This window comes from Agrobacterium sp. DKPNP3, from assembly GCF_052686535.1.
On the sequence record NZ_JBQYSN010000005.1, the window covers coordinates 1 to 15,217 of the forward strand.

At 59.4% G+C, this 15,217-nt stretch carries 14 protein-coding genes; 12 read left to right on the plus strand and 2 right to left on the minus strand.

Annotation, left to right across the window (positions count from 1 at the left end; all coding sequences use genetic code 11):
* From ACUTJJ_RS02475 to ACUTJJ_RS02530, 12 genes are all read left to right on the plus strand, one after another.
* On the plus strand, window positions 1-264 hold a 264-nt coding region (locus tag ACUTJJ_RS02475; protein ID WP_445541186.1), incomplete at its 5' end, for a protease inhibitor Inh/omp19 family protein.
* Between the two features lie 92 nt (window positions 265-356).
* The gene (gene zapE / locus ACUTJJ_RS02480; RefSeq protein ID WP_445541187.1) at window positions 357-1,520 is read left to right on the plus strand and encodes a cell division protein ZapE; all 1,164 of its coding nucleotides are present in this window, start codon (window positions 357-359) and stop codon (window positions 1,518-1,520) included.
* Between the two features lie 178 nt (window positions 1,521-1,698).
* Window positions 1,699-2,661 carry a malate dehydrogenase gene (gene mdh / locus ACUTJJ_RS02485; RefSeq protein WP_003523512.1) on the plus strand — a complete coding sequence of 321 codons (963 nt, stop codon included), beginning with the start codon at window positions 1,699-1,701 and terminating at the stop codon, window positions 2,659-2,661.
* A 33-nt stretch (window positions 2,662-2,694) separates the two neighbouring features.
* On the plus strand, window positions 2,695-3,888 hold the full coding sequence (gene sucC, locus ACUTJJ_RS02490; RefSeq protein WP_445541188.1) for an ADP-forming succinate--CoA ligase subunit beta: 1,194 nt from the start codon (window positions 2,695-2,697) through the stop codon (window positions 3,886-3,888).
* A gap of 17 nt (window positions 3,889-3,905) precedes the next feature.
* Window positions 3,906-4,808, plus strand: a complete 903-nt coding sequence (gene sucD / locus ACUTJJ_RS02495; RefSeq protein WP_003492390.1) for a succinate--CoA ligase subunit alpha — start codon at window positions 3,906-3,908, stop codon at window positions 4,806-4,808.
* A gap of 176 nt (window positions 4,809-4,984) precedes the next feature.
* Complete coding sequence (locus ACUTJJ_RS02500; protein ID WP_144578170.1) at window positions 4,985-7,981, plus strand: 2-oxoglutarate dehydrogenase E1 component; 2,997 nt, start codon at window positions 4,985-4,987, stop codon at window positions 7,979-7,981.
* A gap of 53 nt (window positions 7,982-8,034) precedes the next feature.
* Window positions 8,035-9,267, plus strand: coding sequence for a 2-oxoglutarate dehydrogenase complex dihydrolipoyllysine-residue succinyltransferase (gene odhB, locus ACUTJJ_RS02505; protein ID WP_063948331.1), 1,233 nt, complete (start codon window positions 8,035-8,037; stop codon window positions 9,265-9,267).
* A gap of 70 nt (window positions 9,268-9,337) precedes the next feature.
* Window positions 9,338-9,751, plus strand: coding sequence for an MAPEG family protein (locus ACUTJJ_RS02510; protein ID WP_445541189.1), 414 nt, complete (start codon window positions 9,338-9,340; stop codon window positions 9,749-9,751).
* A gap of 11 nt (window positions 9,752-9,762) precedes the next feature.
* Window positions 9,763-10,404 carry a LysE family translocator gene (locus ACUTJJ_RS02515; RefSeq protein WP_209086912.1) on the plus strand — a complete coding sequence of 214 codons (642 nt, stop codon included), beginning with the start codon at window positions 9,763-9,765 and terminating at the stop codon, window positions 10,402-10,404.
* Between the two features lie 66 nt (window positions 10,405-10,470).
* Window positions 10,471-11,877, plus strand: coding sequence for a dihydrolipoyl dehydrogenase (gene lpdA, locus ACUTJJ_RS02520; RefSeq protein ID WP_445541190.1), 1,407 nt, complete (start codon window positions 10,471-10,473; stop codon window positions 11,875-11,877).
* Window positions 11,878-12,004: 127 nt separating this feature from the next.
* Complete coding sequence (locus tag ACUTJJ_RS02525) at window positions 12,005-12,505, plus strand: cytochrome b (RefSeq protein WP_144578162.1); 501 nt, start codon at window positions 12,005-12,007, stop codon at window positions 12,503-12,505.
* Window positions 12,506-12,591: 86 nt separating this feature from the next.
* A complete protein-coding gene (locus ACUTJJ_RS02530) occupies window positions 12,592-13,080 on the plus strand; it encodes a DUF2867 domain-containing protein (protein WP_445541191.1) in 489 nt (162 codons plus the stop codon).
* Here the strand turns inward: ACUTJJ_RS02530 and ACUTJJ_RS02535 are convergent.
* Both ACUTJJ_RS02535 and ACUTJJ_RS02540 read right to left on the minus strand, forming a co-directional pair.
* Window positions 13,064-14,161 (minus strand): TraB/GumN family protein, encoded by a 1,098-nt coding sequence (locus tag ACUTJJ_RS02535; RefSeq protein ID WP_445541192.1) that lies wholly within the window; start codon window positions 14,159-14,161, stop codon window positions 13,064-13,066. The two genes, ACUTJJ_RS02530 and ACUTJJ_RS02535, sit on opposite strands and share 17 nt — an antisense overlap.
* Window positions 14,162-14,241: 80 nt before the next feature.
* The gene (locus ACUTJJ_RS02540; RefSeq protein ID WP_445541193.1) at window positions 14,242-15,189 is read right to left on the minus strand and encodes a tyrosine recombinase XerC; all 948 of its coding nucleotides are present in this window, start codon (window positions 15,187-15,189) and stop codon (window positions 14,242-14,244) included.
* Window positions 15,190-15,217: the final 28 nt, after the last annotated feature.

Here is a 15,217-nt window from a genome sequence, read left to right on the forward strand (position 1 = left end):
TCCATGGTCGGCAACTGGCGCGTCTCGAATGGCGGCGCCAATTGCGACATGTTCCTGACGCTCACCAACCTCGGTGGCGGTTCGCGTGGCGGCACGCGTGGTTGCTCCGGCGAGCTGACGGCGATGGGGTCCTGGGAAGTGTCCGGCAAGATGGTCGTCTTCAAGAACCGCTCGGGTGACACGATCGGCCGCGTCTACAAGAGCGCCGATGCGCGCTTTGACGGCACGACCAATAGCGGCCAGCCACTCAGCCTCAGCCGATGAGCATGTCCGGTGTGGCCGGAATGTTCATTTTGCTCTAAGCCATTCCATTCGTCGCGGGTGCCTCGTTGCGCCCGCGATCGAGGTGCTTTTCCATGAAGCCATTGCCTGATTATAATCATAGTGTCGTTGAACAGCTCAACGCATTGACGGCAGCTGGCACCCTGCAGGCTGATGCCGCACAGCTTAGCGTCGCGGCCCATCTCGACAGAATTCTCGCCGATCTGAAGGCCCGCAAGCCCGCCAAGAAAAAGAGCGCCCTCGGCTGGATGTTCGCCCGCAAGTCCGGCCCGGCAACGACGGTCAAGGGATTGTATGTCTATGGCAGCGTCGGCCGCGGCAAGACCATGCTGATGGACATGTTCTACGAGATGGCGCCCGTCTCTTCCAAGCGGCGTTGCCATTTTCATGAGTTCATGGCCGACGTGCATAATCGCGTGCATGCGCACCGGCAGAAGCTGAAAAATGGTGAAACCAAGCAGGCCGATCCCATTCCGCCCGTTGCTGCCCAGCTTCTGGCGGAGGCGGAACTCCTGTGCTTCGACGAATTTTCCGTCACTGATATCGCCGACGCAATGATCCTTGCGCGGCTGTTCACCGAATTGTTCGCTCATGGCTGTACATTGGTAACAACCTCAAACGTCGTGCCTGACAATCTCTACAAGGACGGCCTCAATCGCGGCCTCTTCCTGCCCTTTGTTGATCTGCTGAAGAAATATGTTGACGTGGTGACGCTGGACAGCCCAACCGATTATCGGATGGAGAAGCTGGAAAGCCTGCCGGTCTACGTGACTCCGCTCGATGGCGCAGCGGATCAGGCCATGGACATGGCTTGGCGGCATATGACTGGCGGCCATCTCGTCGCTCCAACTGAAATCCCCATGAAGGGCCGCTCCATTCTCGTGCCGCGCGCCAGCGGCCGGGTCGCCCGTTTTTCCTTTTCCGATCTCTGTGAAAAGCCGCTGGGAGCTTCCGACTTCCTTGCCATCGCCAACAGGTTCGATACGATCTTCATAGACCACATTCCGTTGCTGAATGCCGACAAGCGCAACGAAACCAAGCGTTTTATCATCCTCATCGATGCGCTCTATGATCATAGCGTCAGGCTTTTCGCCTCTGCCGCTGCCATGCCGGAAGATCTCCTTGGAAAGCGCAAGGGTACGGAGGGTTTTGAGTTCGATCGCACAGCGTCGCGGCTTTTTGAGATGCGTAGCGCCGATTATCTGGCACTACATCAAGAAAAACGGCAGAAAGTTTGACACTTTCGTGACGCATTGTCTTACGTTTACGTAAGAAAATAATGATCTAAACGATTGAAAATACTGAGCAGAAAAGAATCTGTTGCCTATTTTGGTCAATGGGTCTAATCGGAGTGCGACAATTTGGCTGCCGGTTTGGCGCGGTGAAATTGAATTGAAGCTCAAGAGGAAGCATTCGATGGCTCGCAAAAAGATTGCACTTATTGGTTCTGGCATGATCGGCGGCACGCTGGCGCATCTGGCCAGCCTGAAGGAACTGGGCGATATCGTCCTCTTCGATATTGCTGATGGCATCCCACAGGGCAAGGGCCTGGATATTGCCCAGTCGGGCCCGGTTGAAGGCTTCAATGCAAAGCTCACCGGCGCTTCCGATTATGCTGCCATCGAAGGCGCTGACGTCTGCATCGTGACCGCCGGCGTTGCCCGCAAGCCCGGCATGAGCCGCGACGATCTTCTCGGCATCAACCTCAAGGTCATGGAGCAGGTCGGCGCCGGCATCAAGAAATATGCGCCGAACGCTTTCGTCATCTGCATCACCAACCCGCTCGACGCCATGGTCTGGGCGCTGCAGAAGTTCTCCGGCCTGCCGAAGAACAAGGTCGTCGGCATGGCCGGCGTTCTCGACAGCGCGCGCTTCCGCCTCTTCCTTGCTGAAGAATTCAATGTTTCGGTGGAAGACGTCACCGCCTTCGTTCTCGGCGGTCACGGCGACACCATGGTGCCGCTCGCCCGTTACTCCACCGTTGCCGGCGTTCCGCTGACCGACCTGGTCAAGATGGGCTGGCTGACGGCCGAGCGTCTGGAGCAGATCATCCAGCGCACCCGTGACGGCGGCGCCGAAATCGTCGGTCTCTTGAAGACCGGCTCGGCCTATTACGCCCCGGCTGCCTCGGCAATCGAAATGGCTGAATCCTATCTCAAGGACAAGAAGCGCGTCCTGCCAGCCGCTGCCCACCTCTCGGGCCAGTATGGCGTGGACGACATGTATGTCGGCGTTCCCACCATCATTGGTGCAGGCGGTATCGAGCGCATCATCGAGATCGAACTCAACAAGGAAGAAGAAGCCGCCTTCCAGAAATCCGTCGGTGCCGTCGCCGGGCTTTGCGAAGCCTGCGTCAACATCGCTCCGTCGCTGAAGTAATAGCCTCAAGCGGCTCCAAACAGGGATTATTCCATGAATATTCACGAATATCAGGCCAAGGCTCTTCTGAAGGGCTACGGCGCGCCGGTTGCAGAAGGCGTTGCCATTCTCAAGGTCGAAGAAGCCGAAGCTGCTGCAAAGCAGCTTCCCGGCCCGCTCTACGTCGTCAAGAGCCAGATCCATGCTGGTGGCCGCGGCAAGGGCAAGTTCAAGGAACTCGGCCCGGATGCCAAGGGCGGCGTTCGTCTGGCGAAGTCGATCGAAGAGGTTGTTTCCCACGCCAAGGACATGCTCGGCAACACGCTGGTAACGGCGCAGACGGGCGATGCCGGCAAGCAGGTTAACCGCCTCTACATCGAAGACGGCGCTGATATCGCCCGCGAACTCTACTGCTCGCTGCTGGTAGACCGTTCGGTCGGCCAGGTGGCTTTTGTGGTTTCCACCGAAGGCGGCATGGATATCGAAGCTGTCGCCCACGACAAGCCCGAGAAGATCCACACCATCGCCATCAACCCTGAAAAGGGTGTTTCCGATGCCGACGTTGCTGCGATCTCCAAGGCGCTTGAGCTTGACGGCGTTGCAGCCGAAGATGCCAAGTCGCTCTTCCCGATCCTCTACAAGGCCTTCAGCGAAAAGGACATGGCTCTCCTCGAGATCAACCCGCTGATCGTCATGGAAAACGGCCATCTGCGCGTTCTCGACGCCAAGGTTTCCTTCGACGGCAACGCCATGTTCCGCCATGACGACGTCAAGGCGCTGCGCGACGAGACCGAAGAAGACGCCAAGGAAATCGAAGCCTCCAAGTGGGACCTCGCTTACGTGGCGCTCGACGGCAACATTGGCTGCATGGTCAACGGCGCTGGCCTTGCCATGGCGACGATGGACATCATCAAGCTTTACGGCAAAGAGCCGGCAAACTTCTGCGACGTCGGCGGTGGCGCCGGCAAGGAGAAGGTTGCAGCAGCTTTCAAGATCATCACTGCCGACCCGAAGGTCGAGGGCATCCTCGTCAATATCTTCGGCGGCATCATGAAGTGCGACGTTATCGCCGAAGGTGTTATCGCCGCGGTGAAGGAAGTCGGCTTGCAGGTTCCGCTCGTTGTTCGCCTCGAGGGCACCAACGTCGAGCTCGGCAAGAAGCTCCTGAACGAATCTGGCCTTGCGATTACGGCTGCTGACGATCTGGACGACGCAGCCAAGAAGATCGTCGCGGCGATCAACGGCTAATTGAGGGACCGGAAATAATGTCTATTCTCGTTAATAAAGACACCAAGATCCTCGTTCAGGGTCTGACCGGCAAGACCGGTACCTTCCACACCGAGCAGGCACTTGCCTATTACGGCACGCAGATGGTCGGCGGTATTCATCCGAAGAAGGGTGGCGAAACCTGGACCGGTTCCAAGGGCGAAAGCCTGCCGATTTTCGCAACGGTTGCCGAAGCCAAGGAAAAGACCGGTGCGGACGCATCCGTGATCTATGTTCCGCCGGCAGGTGCAGCAGACGCGATCATCGAAGCCATCGATGCGGAAATTCCGTTCATCACCTGCATCACCGAAGGCATTCCGGTCATGGACATGGTGCGCGTCAAGGCTCGCCTCGACCGCTCCAAGTCTCGTCTTCTCGGCCCGAACTGCCCCGGCATCCTGACGCCGGAAGAATGCAAGATCGGCATCATGCCGGGCTCCATCTTCCGCAAGGGTTCGGTCGGTATCGTATCGCGCTCCGGCACGCTGACCTATGAAGCCGTGTTCCAGACCTCCAACGAGGGCCTCGGCCAGACGACGGCTGTCGGCATCGGCGGCGACCCGGTCAAGGGCACCGAGTTCATCGACGTCCTGGAAATGTTCCTCGCTGACGACGCCACGCAGTCGATCATCATGATCGGCGAAATCGGCGGTTCAGCTGAAGAAGATGCGGCGCAGTTCCTGATCGACGAAGCCAAGAAGGGCCGCAAGAAGCCGATGGCCGGTTTCATCGCGGGCCGTACGGCTCCGAAGGGCCGCACCATGGGCCACGCCGGCGCTGTCGTTTCCGGCGGCAAGGGCGATGCGGAATCCAAGATCGCTGCCATGGAAGCAGCGGGCATCAAGGTATCGCCTTCCCCGGCGCGCCTCGGCAAGACGCTGGTTGAAGTCCTCAAGGGCTGAGACCACATGAAACGGTGACGGGCGGCGCGGCTTGAAGCTCGCGCTGCCCGATGCCGCAAGAACGACAGACAGACGGCATACCGCCCCGGCGGCAGACAGCAATAATCAAAGCGGCAGGCCGGTCGAACGGCCCTAACGGCATCGAGGAGGCGGACGGATAAGTCCGCAAGAACACAATGGCAAGGCAAGAAGCGAACGAGCAGTTTCAGATCACGTCGTTTCTGGACGGCGCGAATGCAGCCTATATCGAGCAGCTCTATGCCCGGTACGAAGAGGATCCCTCTTCCGTGTCGCCGGAGTGGCAGAGCTTCTTCAAGGCACTGTCCGATAATCCGGAAGATGTGAAGAAGGCGGCCAAGGGCGCCTCCTGGAAGCGTGCCAACTGGCCGATCCCGGCAAATGGCGACCTGGTTTCCGCACTGGACGGCAATTGGGCCACGGTCGAAAAGGCCATCGAAAAGAAGGTTCAGGCAAAGGCTGAGGCCAAGAGCGCCGACACCGGCAAGCCCGTCAGCGAAGCCGAAGTGCTGCAGGCGACCCGTGACAGCGTTCGCGCCATCATGATGATCCGCGCCTACCGCATGCGCGGCCACCTGCATGCCAAGCTCGACCCGCTCGGCATTGCCGTTGCCGTCGAGGATTACAACGAGCTCTCGCCGAAGTCCTACGGCTTCGAGGAAAGCGATTACGACCGCAAGATCTTTATCGATAACGTGCTCGGCCTCGAATATGCGACCGTGCGCGAGATGATCGATATTCTGGAGCGCACCTACTGCTCCACCATCGGCGTCGAATTCATGCATATGTCCAGCCCGGAAGAAAAGGCCTGGATCCAGGAGCGTATCGAAGGCCCGGATAAGGGCGTCGCCTTTACAGCCGAAGGCAAGAAGGCAATCTTGTCGAAGCTGGTCGAAGCCGAAGGTTACGAACAGTTCCTCGACGTTCGCTTCAAGGGCACCAAGCGTTTCGGTCTCGATGGCGGTGAATCGCTTATCCCGGCGCTTGAGCAGATTATCAAGCGCGGCGGCCAGGAAGGGCTCGAGGAAGTCGTTCTCGGCATGGCTCACCGCGGCCGTCTGAACGTTCTGACGAACGTCATGGGCAAGCCGCACCGCGCCGTGTTCCACGAGTTCAAGGGCGGCTCGTTCAAGCCTGACGACGTCGAAGGCTCGGGCGACGTGAAGTATCACCTCGGCGCCTCCTCCGACCGCGAATTCGACGGCAACAAGGTTCACCTGTCGCTGACGGCCAACCCGTCGCACCTTGAAATCGTCAACCCTGTGGTCATGGGCAAGGCCCGCGCCAAGCAGGACCAGCTGGCCAAGCAGTGGGACGGGGACATCATTCCGCTGTCTGAACGCGCGAAGGTCCTGCCGCTGCTTCTGCATGGCGATGCCGCCTTTGCGGGTCAGGGCGTGGTTGCTGAAATTCTCGGTCTTTCCGGTCTGCGCGGTCACCGCGTTGCCGGAACCATGCACTTCATCATCAACAACCAGATCGGCTTCACGACGAACCCGGCCTTCTCCCGTTCGTCGCCCTATCCATCCGACGTTGCCAAGATGATCGAAGCGCCGATCTTCCACGTCAACGGTGACGATCCGGAAGCTGTGACCTATGCGGCCAAGGTTGCCACCGAATACCGCATGAAGTTCCACAAGCCTGTGGTCGTGGACATGTTCTGCTACCGCCGCTTCGGCCACAACGAAGGCGACGAGCCGGCGTTCACGCAGCCGAAGATGTACAAGGTCATCCGCGGCCACAAGACCGTCGCGCGCATCTATGCCGACCGCCTGATCGCCGAAGGCTTGATCAACGAGGGCGAATTCGAGAAGATGAAGGCCGACTGGCGCGCTCATCTCGAGCAGGAATTCGAGGCGGGCCAGTCCTATAAGCCCAACAAGGCCGACTGGCTGGACGGTCAGTGGTCCGGCCTGCGTGCCGCCGACAATGCCGATGAGCAGCGTCGCGGCAAGACCGGCGTGCCGATGAAGCAGCTGAAGGAAATCGGCAAGAAGCTGTCGACCATTCCGGAAGGCTTCAACGCCCACCGCACGATCCAGCGCTTCATGGAAAACCGCTCGCAGATGGTCGAGACCGGCGAAGGCATCGACTGGGCGATGGCGGAAGCACTGGCCTTCGGTTCGCTCGTCGTGGAGGGCCACAAGATCCGCCTTTCCGGCCAGGATTGCGAACGCGGCACCTTCTCGCAGCGTCACTCGGTTCTCTATGATCAGGAATCCGAAGAACGCTACATCCCGCTGGCAAACCTTGCGCCGACGCAGGCCCGTTACGAAGTCATCAACTCGATGCTTTCGGAAGAGGCGGTCCTCGGTTTCGAATACGGTTACTCGCTGGCCCGTCCGAATGCGCTGACGCTCTGGGAAGCCCAGTTCGGCGACTTCGCCAACGGTGCTCAGGTCGTGTTCGACCAGTTCATCTCGTCGGGTGAACGCAAGTGGCTGCGCATGTCCGGTCTGGTCTGCCTTCTGCCGCATGGCTATGAAGGTCAGGGTCCGGAACATTCGTCCGCCCGTCTGGAGCGCTGGCTGCAGATGTGCGCCGAAGACAACATGCAGGTTGCCAACTGCACGACGCCGGCAAACTACTTCCACATCCTGCGCCGCCAGGTGAAGCGCGACTTCCGCAAGCCGCTGATCCTGATGACGCCGAAGTCGCTGCTGCGCCACAAGCGCGCCACGTCTTCGCTGGCCGAGCTTGCAGGCGAGTCCTCCTTCCACCGTCTCCTGTGGGACGATGCCGAGGTCATCAAGGACGGCCCGATCAAGCTGCAGAAGGATTCGAAGATTCGCCGCGTCGTCATGTGCACGGGCAAGGTCTATTACGATCTGCTCGAAGAGCGTGAAAAGCGCGGTATTGACGATATCTATCTGCTGCGCGTCGAACAGCTCTATCCGTTCCCGGCCAAGGCGCTCATCAACGAGCTGTCGCGTTTCCGCAATGCGGAGATGGTCTGGTGCCAGGAAGAGCCGAAGAACATGGGTGCGTGGTCGTTCATCGATCCTTACCTGGAATGGGTCCTGGCCCATATCGACGCCAAGTACCAGAAGGTCCGTTACACGGGCCGTCCGGCTGCCGCCTCTCCGGCGACCGGCCTGATGTCCAAGCATCTGGCGCAGCTTGCTGCGTTCCTGGAAGACGCGCTGGGAGAGTGAGAACTCTCCCGCATCGCCCCGTATAAAAGACACCCGAATAACGGAACTAGATCATGGCCACTGAAATCCGCGTACCAACCCTCGGCGAATCCGTCAGCGAAGCGACCGTCGGCACCTGGTTCAAGAAGGTCGGCGACACCGTCAAGGCCGACGAACCTCTCGTTGAACTGGAAACCGACAAGGTTACCGTCGAGGTCCCAGCGCCCGCGTCCGGCGTTCTCACCGAAATCGTGGCGCAGAACGGCGAAACTGTCGGTCTCGACGCGCTTCTCGGCCAGATCGCCGAAGGTGCTGCCGGCGCTGCAACCTCTGCACCGGCTGCCGAACCGGCAAAGCCAGCTCCTGCCGCAGCCGCCGCTCCGGCTCCGGCTGCTTCTGCCGCCAGCGCCATGCCGCCGGCACCTGCCGCTGGCAAGCTGCTCGCTGAAAACAACCTGTCTGCCGATCAGGTCGACGGTTCGGGCAAGCGTGGCCAGGTTCTGAAGGGCGATGTGCTTGCTGCTGTCGCGAAGGGCGTTTCGGCACCCGCCGCCGCTCCGGCTCCGGTTGCTGCGGCTCCCCGTCCCGTTTCCGCCGAGCAGGATCAGGTTCGCGAAGAGCGCGTGAAGATGACGCGCCTGCGCCAGACGATCGCCAAGCGCCTCAAGGATGCTCAGAACACCGCCGCCATGCTCACCACTTACAATGAAGTGGACATGAGCGCGGTCATGGACCTGCGCAACCGTTACAAGGACGTGTTCGAGAAGAAGCATGGCGTCAAGCTCGGCTTCATGGGCTTCTTCACCAAGGCCGTGACACACGCGCTCAAGGAACTGCCTGCCGTCAACGCTGAAATCGACGGCACTGACATCATCTACAAGAACTATTGTCACGTCGGCATGGCTGTCGGCACCGACAAGGGTCTTGTCGTTCCGGTCATCCGCGATGCCGACCAGCTTTCCATCGCTGGCGTTGAAAAGGAACTCGGCCGTCTTGCCAAGGCAGCACGCGACGGTTCGCTCGGTATGGCCGACATGCAGGGCGGCACCTTCACCATCACCAATGGTGGCGTTTACGGTTCGCTGATGTCCTCGCCGATCCTCAATGCCCCGCAGTCCGGCATCCTCGGCATGCACAAGATCCAGGAGCGTCCGGTCGCCATCGGCGGTCAGGTCGTCATCCGTCCGATGATGTATCTGGCGCTCTCCTACGATCACCGTATCGTTGACGGCAAGGAAGCCGTGACCTTCCTCGTCCGCGTCAAGGAAAGCCTCGAAGATCCGGAACGTCTGGTTCTCGATCTTTAATCGGTCTTGCTTTTCGTTCCAGCGGGGTTTCAAGTGAAACTCCGCTGGAACACTACCTTGGAGAGCAGACGTGCAGCCGACATTTCTCGCCGCTTCCCCCTTTCTGCCGCTCATCGGTCTAAGCGTTCTTCTTCTCGTGGCGCATGTCCTGTTGCAAGGGATGATGGCGACCAGAGAATTGGGGCTTGAATGGAATGCCGGACCGAGAGACGGCGAGCAGAAGCCACAGGGCAAGCTGTCCGGTCGCGCTTTGCGCGCATCGGCGAATTTCCGGGAGACCTATCCGGCATTTCTGGCCTTGGCGTTCGGCGTTCTCATGGCGGGTGACCCGGCCGGAATTGCGCTTATCGGCGCGTGGTTGTGGTTGATCTGCCGCATCATCTATATTCCGCTCTATCTCGCAGGTGTGCCATATATCCGGTCTTTCGTCTGGTTGGGTTCAATGCTCGGACTTGCGCTGATGTTTGTCGTGTTGATGTTCTGAGGCTTGATGTGATGCACCAATATCTTATCGAACTTGCATCCCTGATGGCGATCTTCGCTTTCGCAATCGTATCGCCGGGCGCCGATCTTGCGATGGTCATGCGCCAGGCAATGGTTCATGGACGCAGGCAGGCCATCATCACCAGCTTCGGCGTTGGAACGTCGCTGATGTTCCACGTTACCTATACGATCCTCGGACTTGGCCTCATCATTTCCCAGTCGATCTATCTCTTTAACATCGTCAAATGGCTGGGTGTCGCCTATCTGATCTATATCGGCATCAAGGCGCTGCGTGCCGGCAAGACCGAGTTGCCGGGCGTCGAGGGTGAGGCTGTTCAGGCGAAAAGCAGCCAGACCGGGCTCAAGGCCTTCACGCTCGGTTTCGCCGCCAATGCGCTCAACCCAAAACCGGTGTTTTTCTTTCTGTCGATCTTTTCGACGGTGGTTCACGCGCATACGCCCGTTGGCATCAAGTTCGGATACGGGCTCGTCATGGCCAGTTGCCTTATCCTGTGGTTCGTCGGCGTCAGCCTGTTCATGACGACGCCGCGCATGCGCGCCGCATTTCAACGCGCCAGCCAATGGATCGACCGCACCAGTGGCGTGGTCTTCATCGCTCTCGGCATAAAACTCGCAACGGAAAAAGCGGCCTGAGTTTCAGGTCAAATGGAAGCTGGGCAATGATCCGATATCTTGCCCCTATAAAGCAGGAACCAGAACATGGCATATGATGTAGTTGTAATCGGCACCGGCCCCGGCGGTTATGTTTGCGCGGTCAAGGCGGCACAGCTCGGCCTGAAGGTCGCTGTCATCGAAAAGCGTGCGACCTATGGCGGTACCTGCCTCAATGTCGGCTGCATCCCCTCCAAGGCACTGCTGCACGCGTCCGAAACCTTCGCGCATGTTGCCCATGGCGTCGATTCGCTCGGTATCGAAGTCGCCGCCCCGAAACTGAACCTTGAAAAGATGATGGGCCACAAGGACAGCGTGGTGAAGGCCAATGTCGACGGCGTGTCCTTCCTGTTCAAGAAGAACAAGATCGATGCTTTCCAGGGTACCGGCAAGGTGGTTTCCGCCGGCAAGGTTTCCGTCACCAACGAGAAGGGCGAGACACAGGAAATCGAAGCGAAGAACATCGTCATCGCCACCGGTTCTGACGTTGCCGGCATTCCGGGCGTTCAGGTTGATATCGATGAGAGCGTCATCGTGTCGTCTACCGGCGCAATCGCTCTTTCCAAGGTTCCGGAAAAGCTGATCGTCGTCGGCGGCGGTGTGATCGGCCTCGAGCTTGGTTCGGTCTGGTCGCGTCTCGGCGCCAAGGTTACCGTCGTCGAATATCTCGACAACATTCTCGGCGGCATGGATGCCGAAGTTTCCAAGCAGGCGCAGCGTCTGCTTGCCAAGCAGGGCCTCGATTTCAAGCTCGGCGCGAAGGTAACGGCGGTTGAAAAGACCTCCGCCGGTGCGAAGGTCGTGTTCGAACCGGTCAAGGGCGGCGCTGCCGAAACCCTGGAAGCGGATGTCGTTCTGATCTCCACCGGTCGCAAGCCCTTCACGGAGGGACTCGGACTTGCTGAAGCCGGTGTGACGCTCGATAGCCGTGGCCGCGTTGAAATCGACGGCCACTTCAAGACCAATGTCGATGGCATCTACGCCATCGGTGACGTGGTGAAGGGCCCGATGCTGGCGCACAAGGCGGAAGACGAGGGCGTGGCGCTCGCTGAAATCCTTGCGGGTCAGCACGGCCACGTCAATTACGACGTCATTCCCGGTGTCGTTTACACCCAGCCGGAAGTCGCTTCCGTCGGCAAGACGGAAGAAGAGTTGAAGGCCGCGGGCGTCGCTTACAAGGTCGGCAAGTTTCCCTTCACAGCCAATGGCCGCGCCCGCGCCATGCAGGTGACGGACGGTTTCGTGAAGATCCTAGCCGACAAGGAAACGGACCGGGTTCTGGGTGGTCACATCATCGGCTTCGGCGCGGGTGAAATGATCCACGAAATCGCGGTGCTAATGGAATTCGGCGGTTCTTCGGAAGACCTCGGCCGCACCTGCCATGCACATCCCACCATGTCTGAAGCCGTGAAGGAAGCGGCGCTCGCAACCTTCTTCAAGCCGATCCACATGTGATCGGCGTTTGAGCCTGACGCTCAAATATTAAATTTCAGTCATCTGTTAAACCCCGGCTTGCCACGCAGGCCGGGGTTTCTCATACTCGCGACACAGCCTGTCTAACCTTTTGATAAAAGGCAATAAAATGGCGTATCGCACTCAAGTTTCCTTCACGGTTCCACAGCGCATCATCCATTGGGCGATGGCGCTTCTGATCCTCTTCAACCTCCTGTTTCCCGATGGCATGGAACATGCCTACCGTCTGATGCGGCGTGGAGAGGCATTGACGCCGGATCAGCTGTCATCGGCGAATATTCACGCCTATGTGGGTTTCACCGTTCTTTTCCTTGCGGTCGTGCGCCTCTGTCTGCGGCTGATGCAGGGCGTGCCGCCACATCCGCCTGAGGAGCCACGTGTCGCGCAGATTGCCGCCAAGGTGGCGCATTTTACGCTTTACGCGCTGTTCTTCATCCTGCCACTCTCCGGCATCGCCGCCTATTACTTTGGCGTGGGCGCGGCAGGCGATCTGCATTCCGGCCCGTTCAAGGTGCTGATGTGGGTTTTGATCGCGGGCCATGTCGTGGCTGTCCTTGTTCACCAGTTCTATTGGCGCACCAATCTCCTGAGGCGCATGACGCACGGCTAGGGTCTAAGCGGCGGTTTGTCGCGTTTCCTCCCCGCTGGAAAAAGAGGATGGTGGCCCCTGTCGCACCGTGCGGCTGGGGTTCAGGGATGCGAAACATCGAAGAGATATTGGCGGGCGCCGATTGGTGCGATTGTTTTCAGGGCGAAATGATGACGCCGGGAGCGACCTCGCTCGATGTGAGCAGGCTTCTCCTCGATCATCCTCCGGCATGGATTAGCGCGCTGATGGCGCTTCGAAACCGTGTCGTTTCGCTCTTCGGCTTAAAAACGGTCCAGTTGGTGGCCGGCGCTTCGGCGGGTGGATTTCCGGTTCTGTCGTCAAGCCGGGAGCGGACCGTGCTGGGTTTCGATGACCGTCATCTCGATTTCCGGATCGTCGTTGATCTCGAAGAAAAAGGAAGCGACCAGCTGGTGAGTGTCACCACCATCGTCAGGCGCAAGAATCTGTTCGGACGGCTCTATCTTCTCGCTGTCGGGCCGTTTCACCGCCGTATCGTGCCGGCGACGATGCGGCCGTTTTGCGCCAATGTCCGGCCTGTCAGCACCGGAAGTGAGTGGGTCAATCGACCCGCGTGAGGGTGAAGCCCTCTGCGCGCAGCAGTTCGACAAGGCCTTGTTGGCCCGGCAGATGCAGCGCGCCGACGGCCATGAAGACATTGCCCTTGGCAAGCTCAGGTGTGGCGCGGTCTGCCATGACGTGATTGCGGTCGGTGATAATGCGCTGTTCGAAGGCGGCGTAGCCCTGTTCGCTTTCCGCCGCTGTCTTTTTGGGGTCGATGCTTTTCAGCATGGGCATGGTCATGCCGATATCGCCGGCGACGTAGAGATCGGTCATGGTCGTCATCACGTCATCCATGCGGTCGCCCAGTTCCAGCGTTTCGATCAGTGCCTGAAGATGAAATTCCATCGGCAGCTCGGACATGGCCGTCAGCTGTTCGACCATCGTCTCCAGCCCGACGAGGCGCTTTCCGTTCGCAACCGCGTCTTCGGCAAGCTTCTTGTCGAGAAAGGAGAGGCCCGTTGCCTTGCGGGCGAACTCGCAGGCGGGCAGGGCGACGAAGCTCGAGAGCATCCAGGGCTTCATCCGCGAAACCGCATTCAGCGGAATGCCCCGCTCTTTCAAGCCCTTTTCGAGACGCGAAACATTTTCGGGCGACAGGATGTCGGTGATTGATTTGCCATCCAGAAACATGGTGAGTTCAGGCTTGCTCAGCAGCGACGCCGCAATTTTCCTGTCATCAAGGATCTCGTCCGATTCCACGATGACAGTCGCTGCCTTCTCAAAGGCGGGGCTGGCGGCCGCAGGCATCTCCAGAACACGCGGATCGGTGACATGCATGGTGCCGAGAAGATAGGATGGGAGGGTACCTGCCTTTTCGATGCGCCAGAAGTTGCCCTTGCCGTTCGGGATCGCTGCCGCTTCCTGCTCGATCTTTGCGAAAGCTTGCGGATCGGTTTTACGCATGTCTACGAGAATATCGCTGCCCGTGCACGTGACCTTCTGCTCGGCGGCCTCCGCCTCGCCCAGTGACAGCAGGGTCATGAGGAGGATGGCAACGGCTGTAACATGCAGGGCGGCCAGCAGCCAGAGCAGGGCATCGCCGGTTTTGCCCATGAGGGTGGCGGTCAGATTTTCAGGTTTCATCAGGCTTTGCATCGGTCCAATCCGGTTCTCGTTCACTTATAGAACGGCCGTTTGGATGTCTGGTTAATGTTTATGGTTAACCATTTCCTGTGTCATGCGCGAGGGTGCGCGTTGTCGTAGATTTCCAATAATCTTGCCGTATCGACGCCGGTATAGACCTGTGTGGTGGAGAGGCTCGCATGGCCGAGCAGTTCCTGAATGGTGCGCAGATCACCGCCGCCGGCCAGAAGATGAGTGGCGAAGGAGTGGCGCAGCGCATGCGGCGTGGCATTTTCCGGAAGGCCGAACGCGCCGCGCAGCTTCTGCATTTCCCGTTGGATGATGGCGGGCTGCAGCTTGCCGCCGCGTGCGCCGAGGAACAGCGGTTCACTCGCCGACAGGGCATAGGGGCAGAGCTTTTTGTATGTATCGACCGCTTCCGTCACCACGGCCAAAAGCGGCACGATCCGTGTCTTGTTGCCTTTGCCTGTTATACGCAGGCTGCGTGCGCCGGGCGGAAAATCTGCCGGCGTGAGGCTGAGTGCCTCTGAAATGCGCAGCCCGCAGCCATAGAGCAGCGAGAGGACGGCCGCATTGCGGGCTGCGATCCATGGCTCTTCATTTAACTGTGCCTTTGATGTCGTGATCTTCAGCGCCTGCCGATCGGTCAGCGGCTTCGGCAGGGATTTCGGTTGTTTTGGCGCGCGCATGGCGGTGGCGCCGGCGGCATTGACAAGGCCTTTTCGCTGAAGGTGGTGCAGCAGGGAGCGCAGTCCCGCCAGATGCCTGCCGAGGGAACGCGCACCAACGCCTTCCTTGCGCCTGTTGGCCAGAAAGGCGCGCAGATCGACAGGACGAAGATCGGCAATATCCGCAATGGAGGCTGGTTTGCCGATATAGCCTGTCAGGAAGGTCAGGAACTGACGCGTATCGCGCTCATAGGCTTCGACGGTATTGTCGGAAAGGCGGCGTTCACCGCCAAGCGCCGTCAGCCAGGCCTGGCGCTCGGCAAGCAGATCGGGGTCGGCAAATGTCAGGATTTCGGTCACGCGGCGCTCCATTCCACAGCGTGAATATATGCGCCTACGG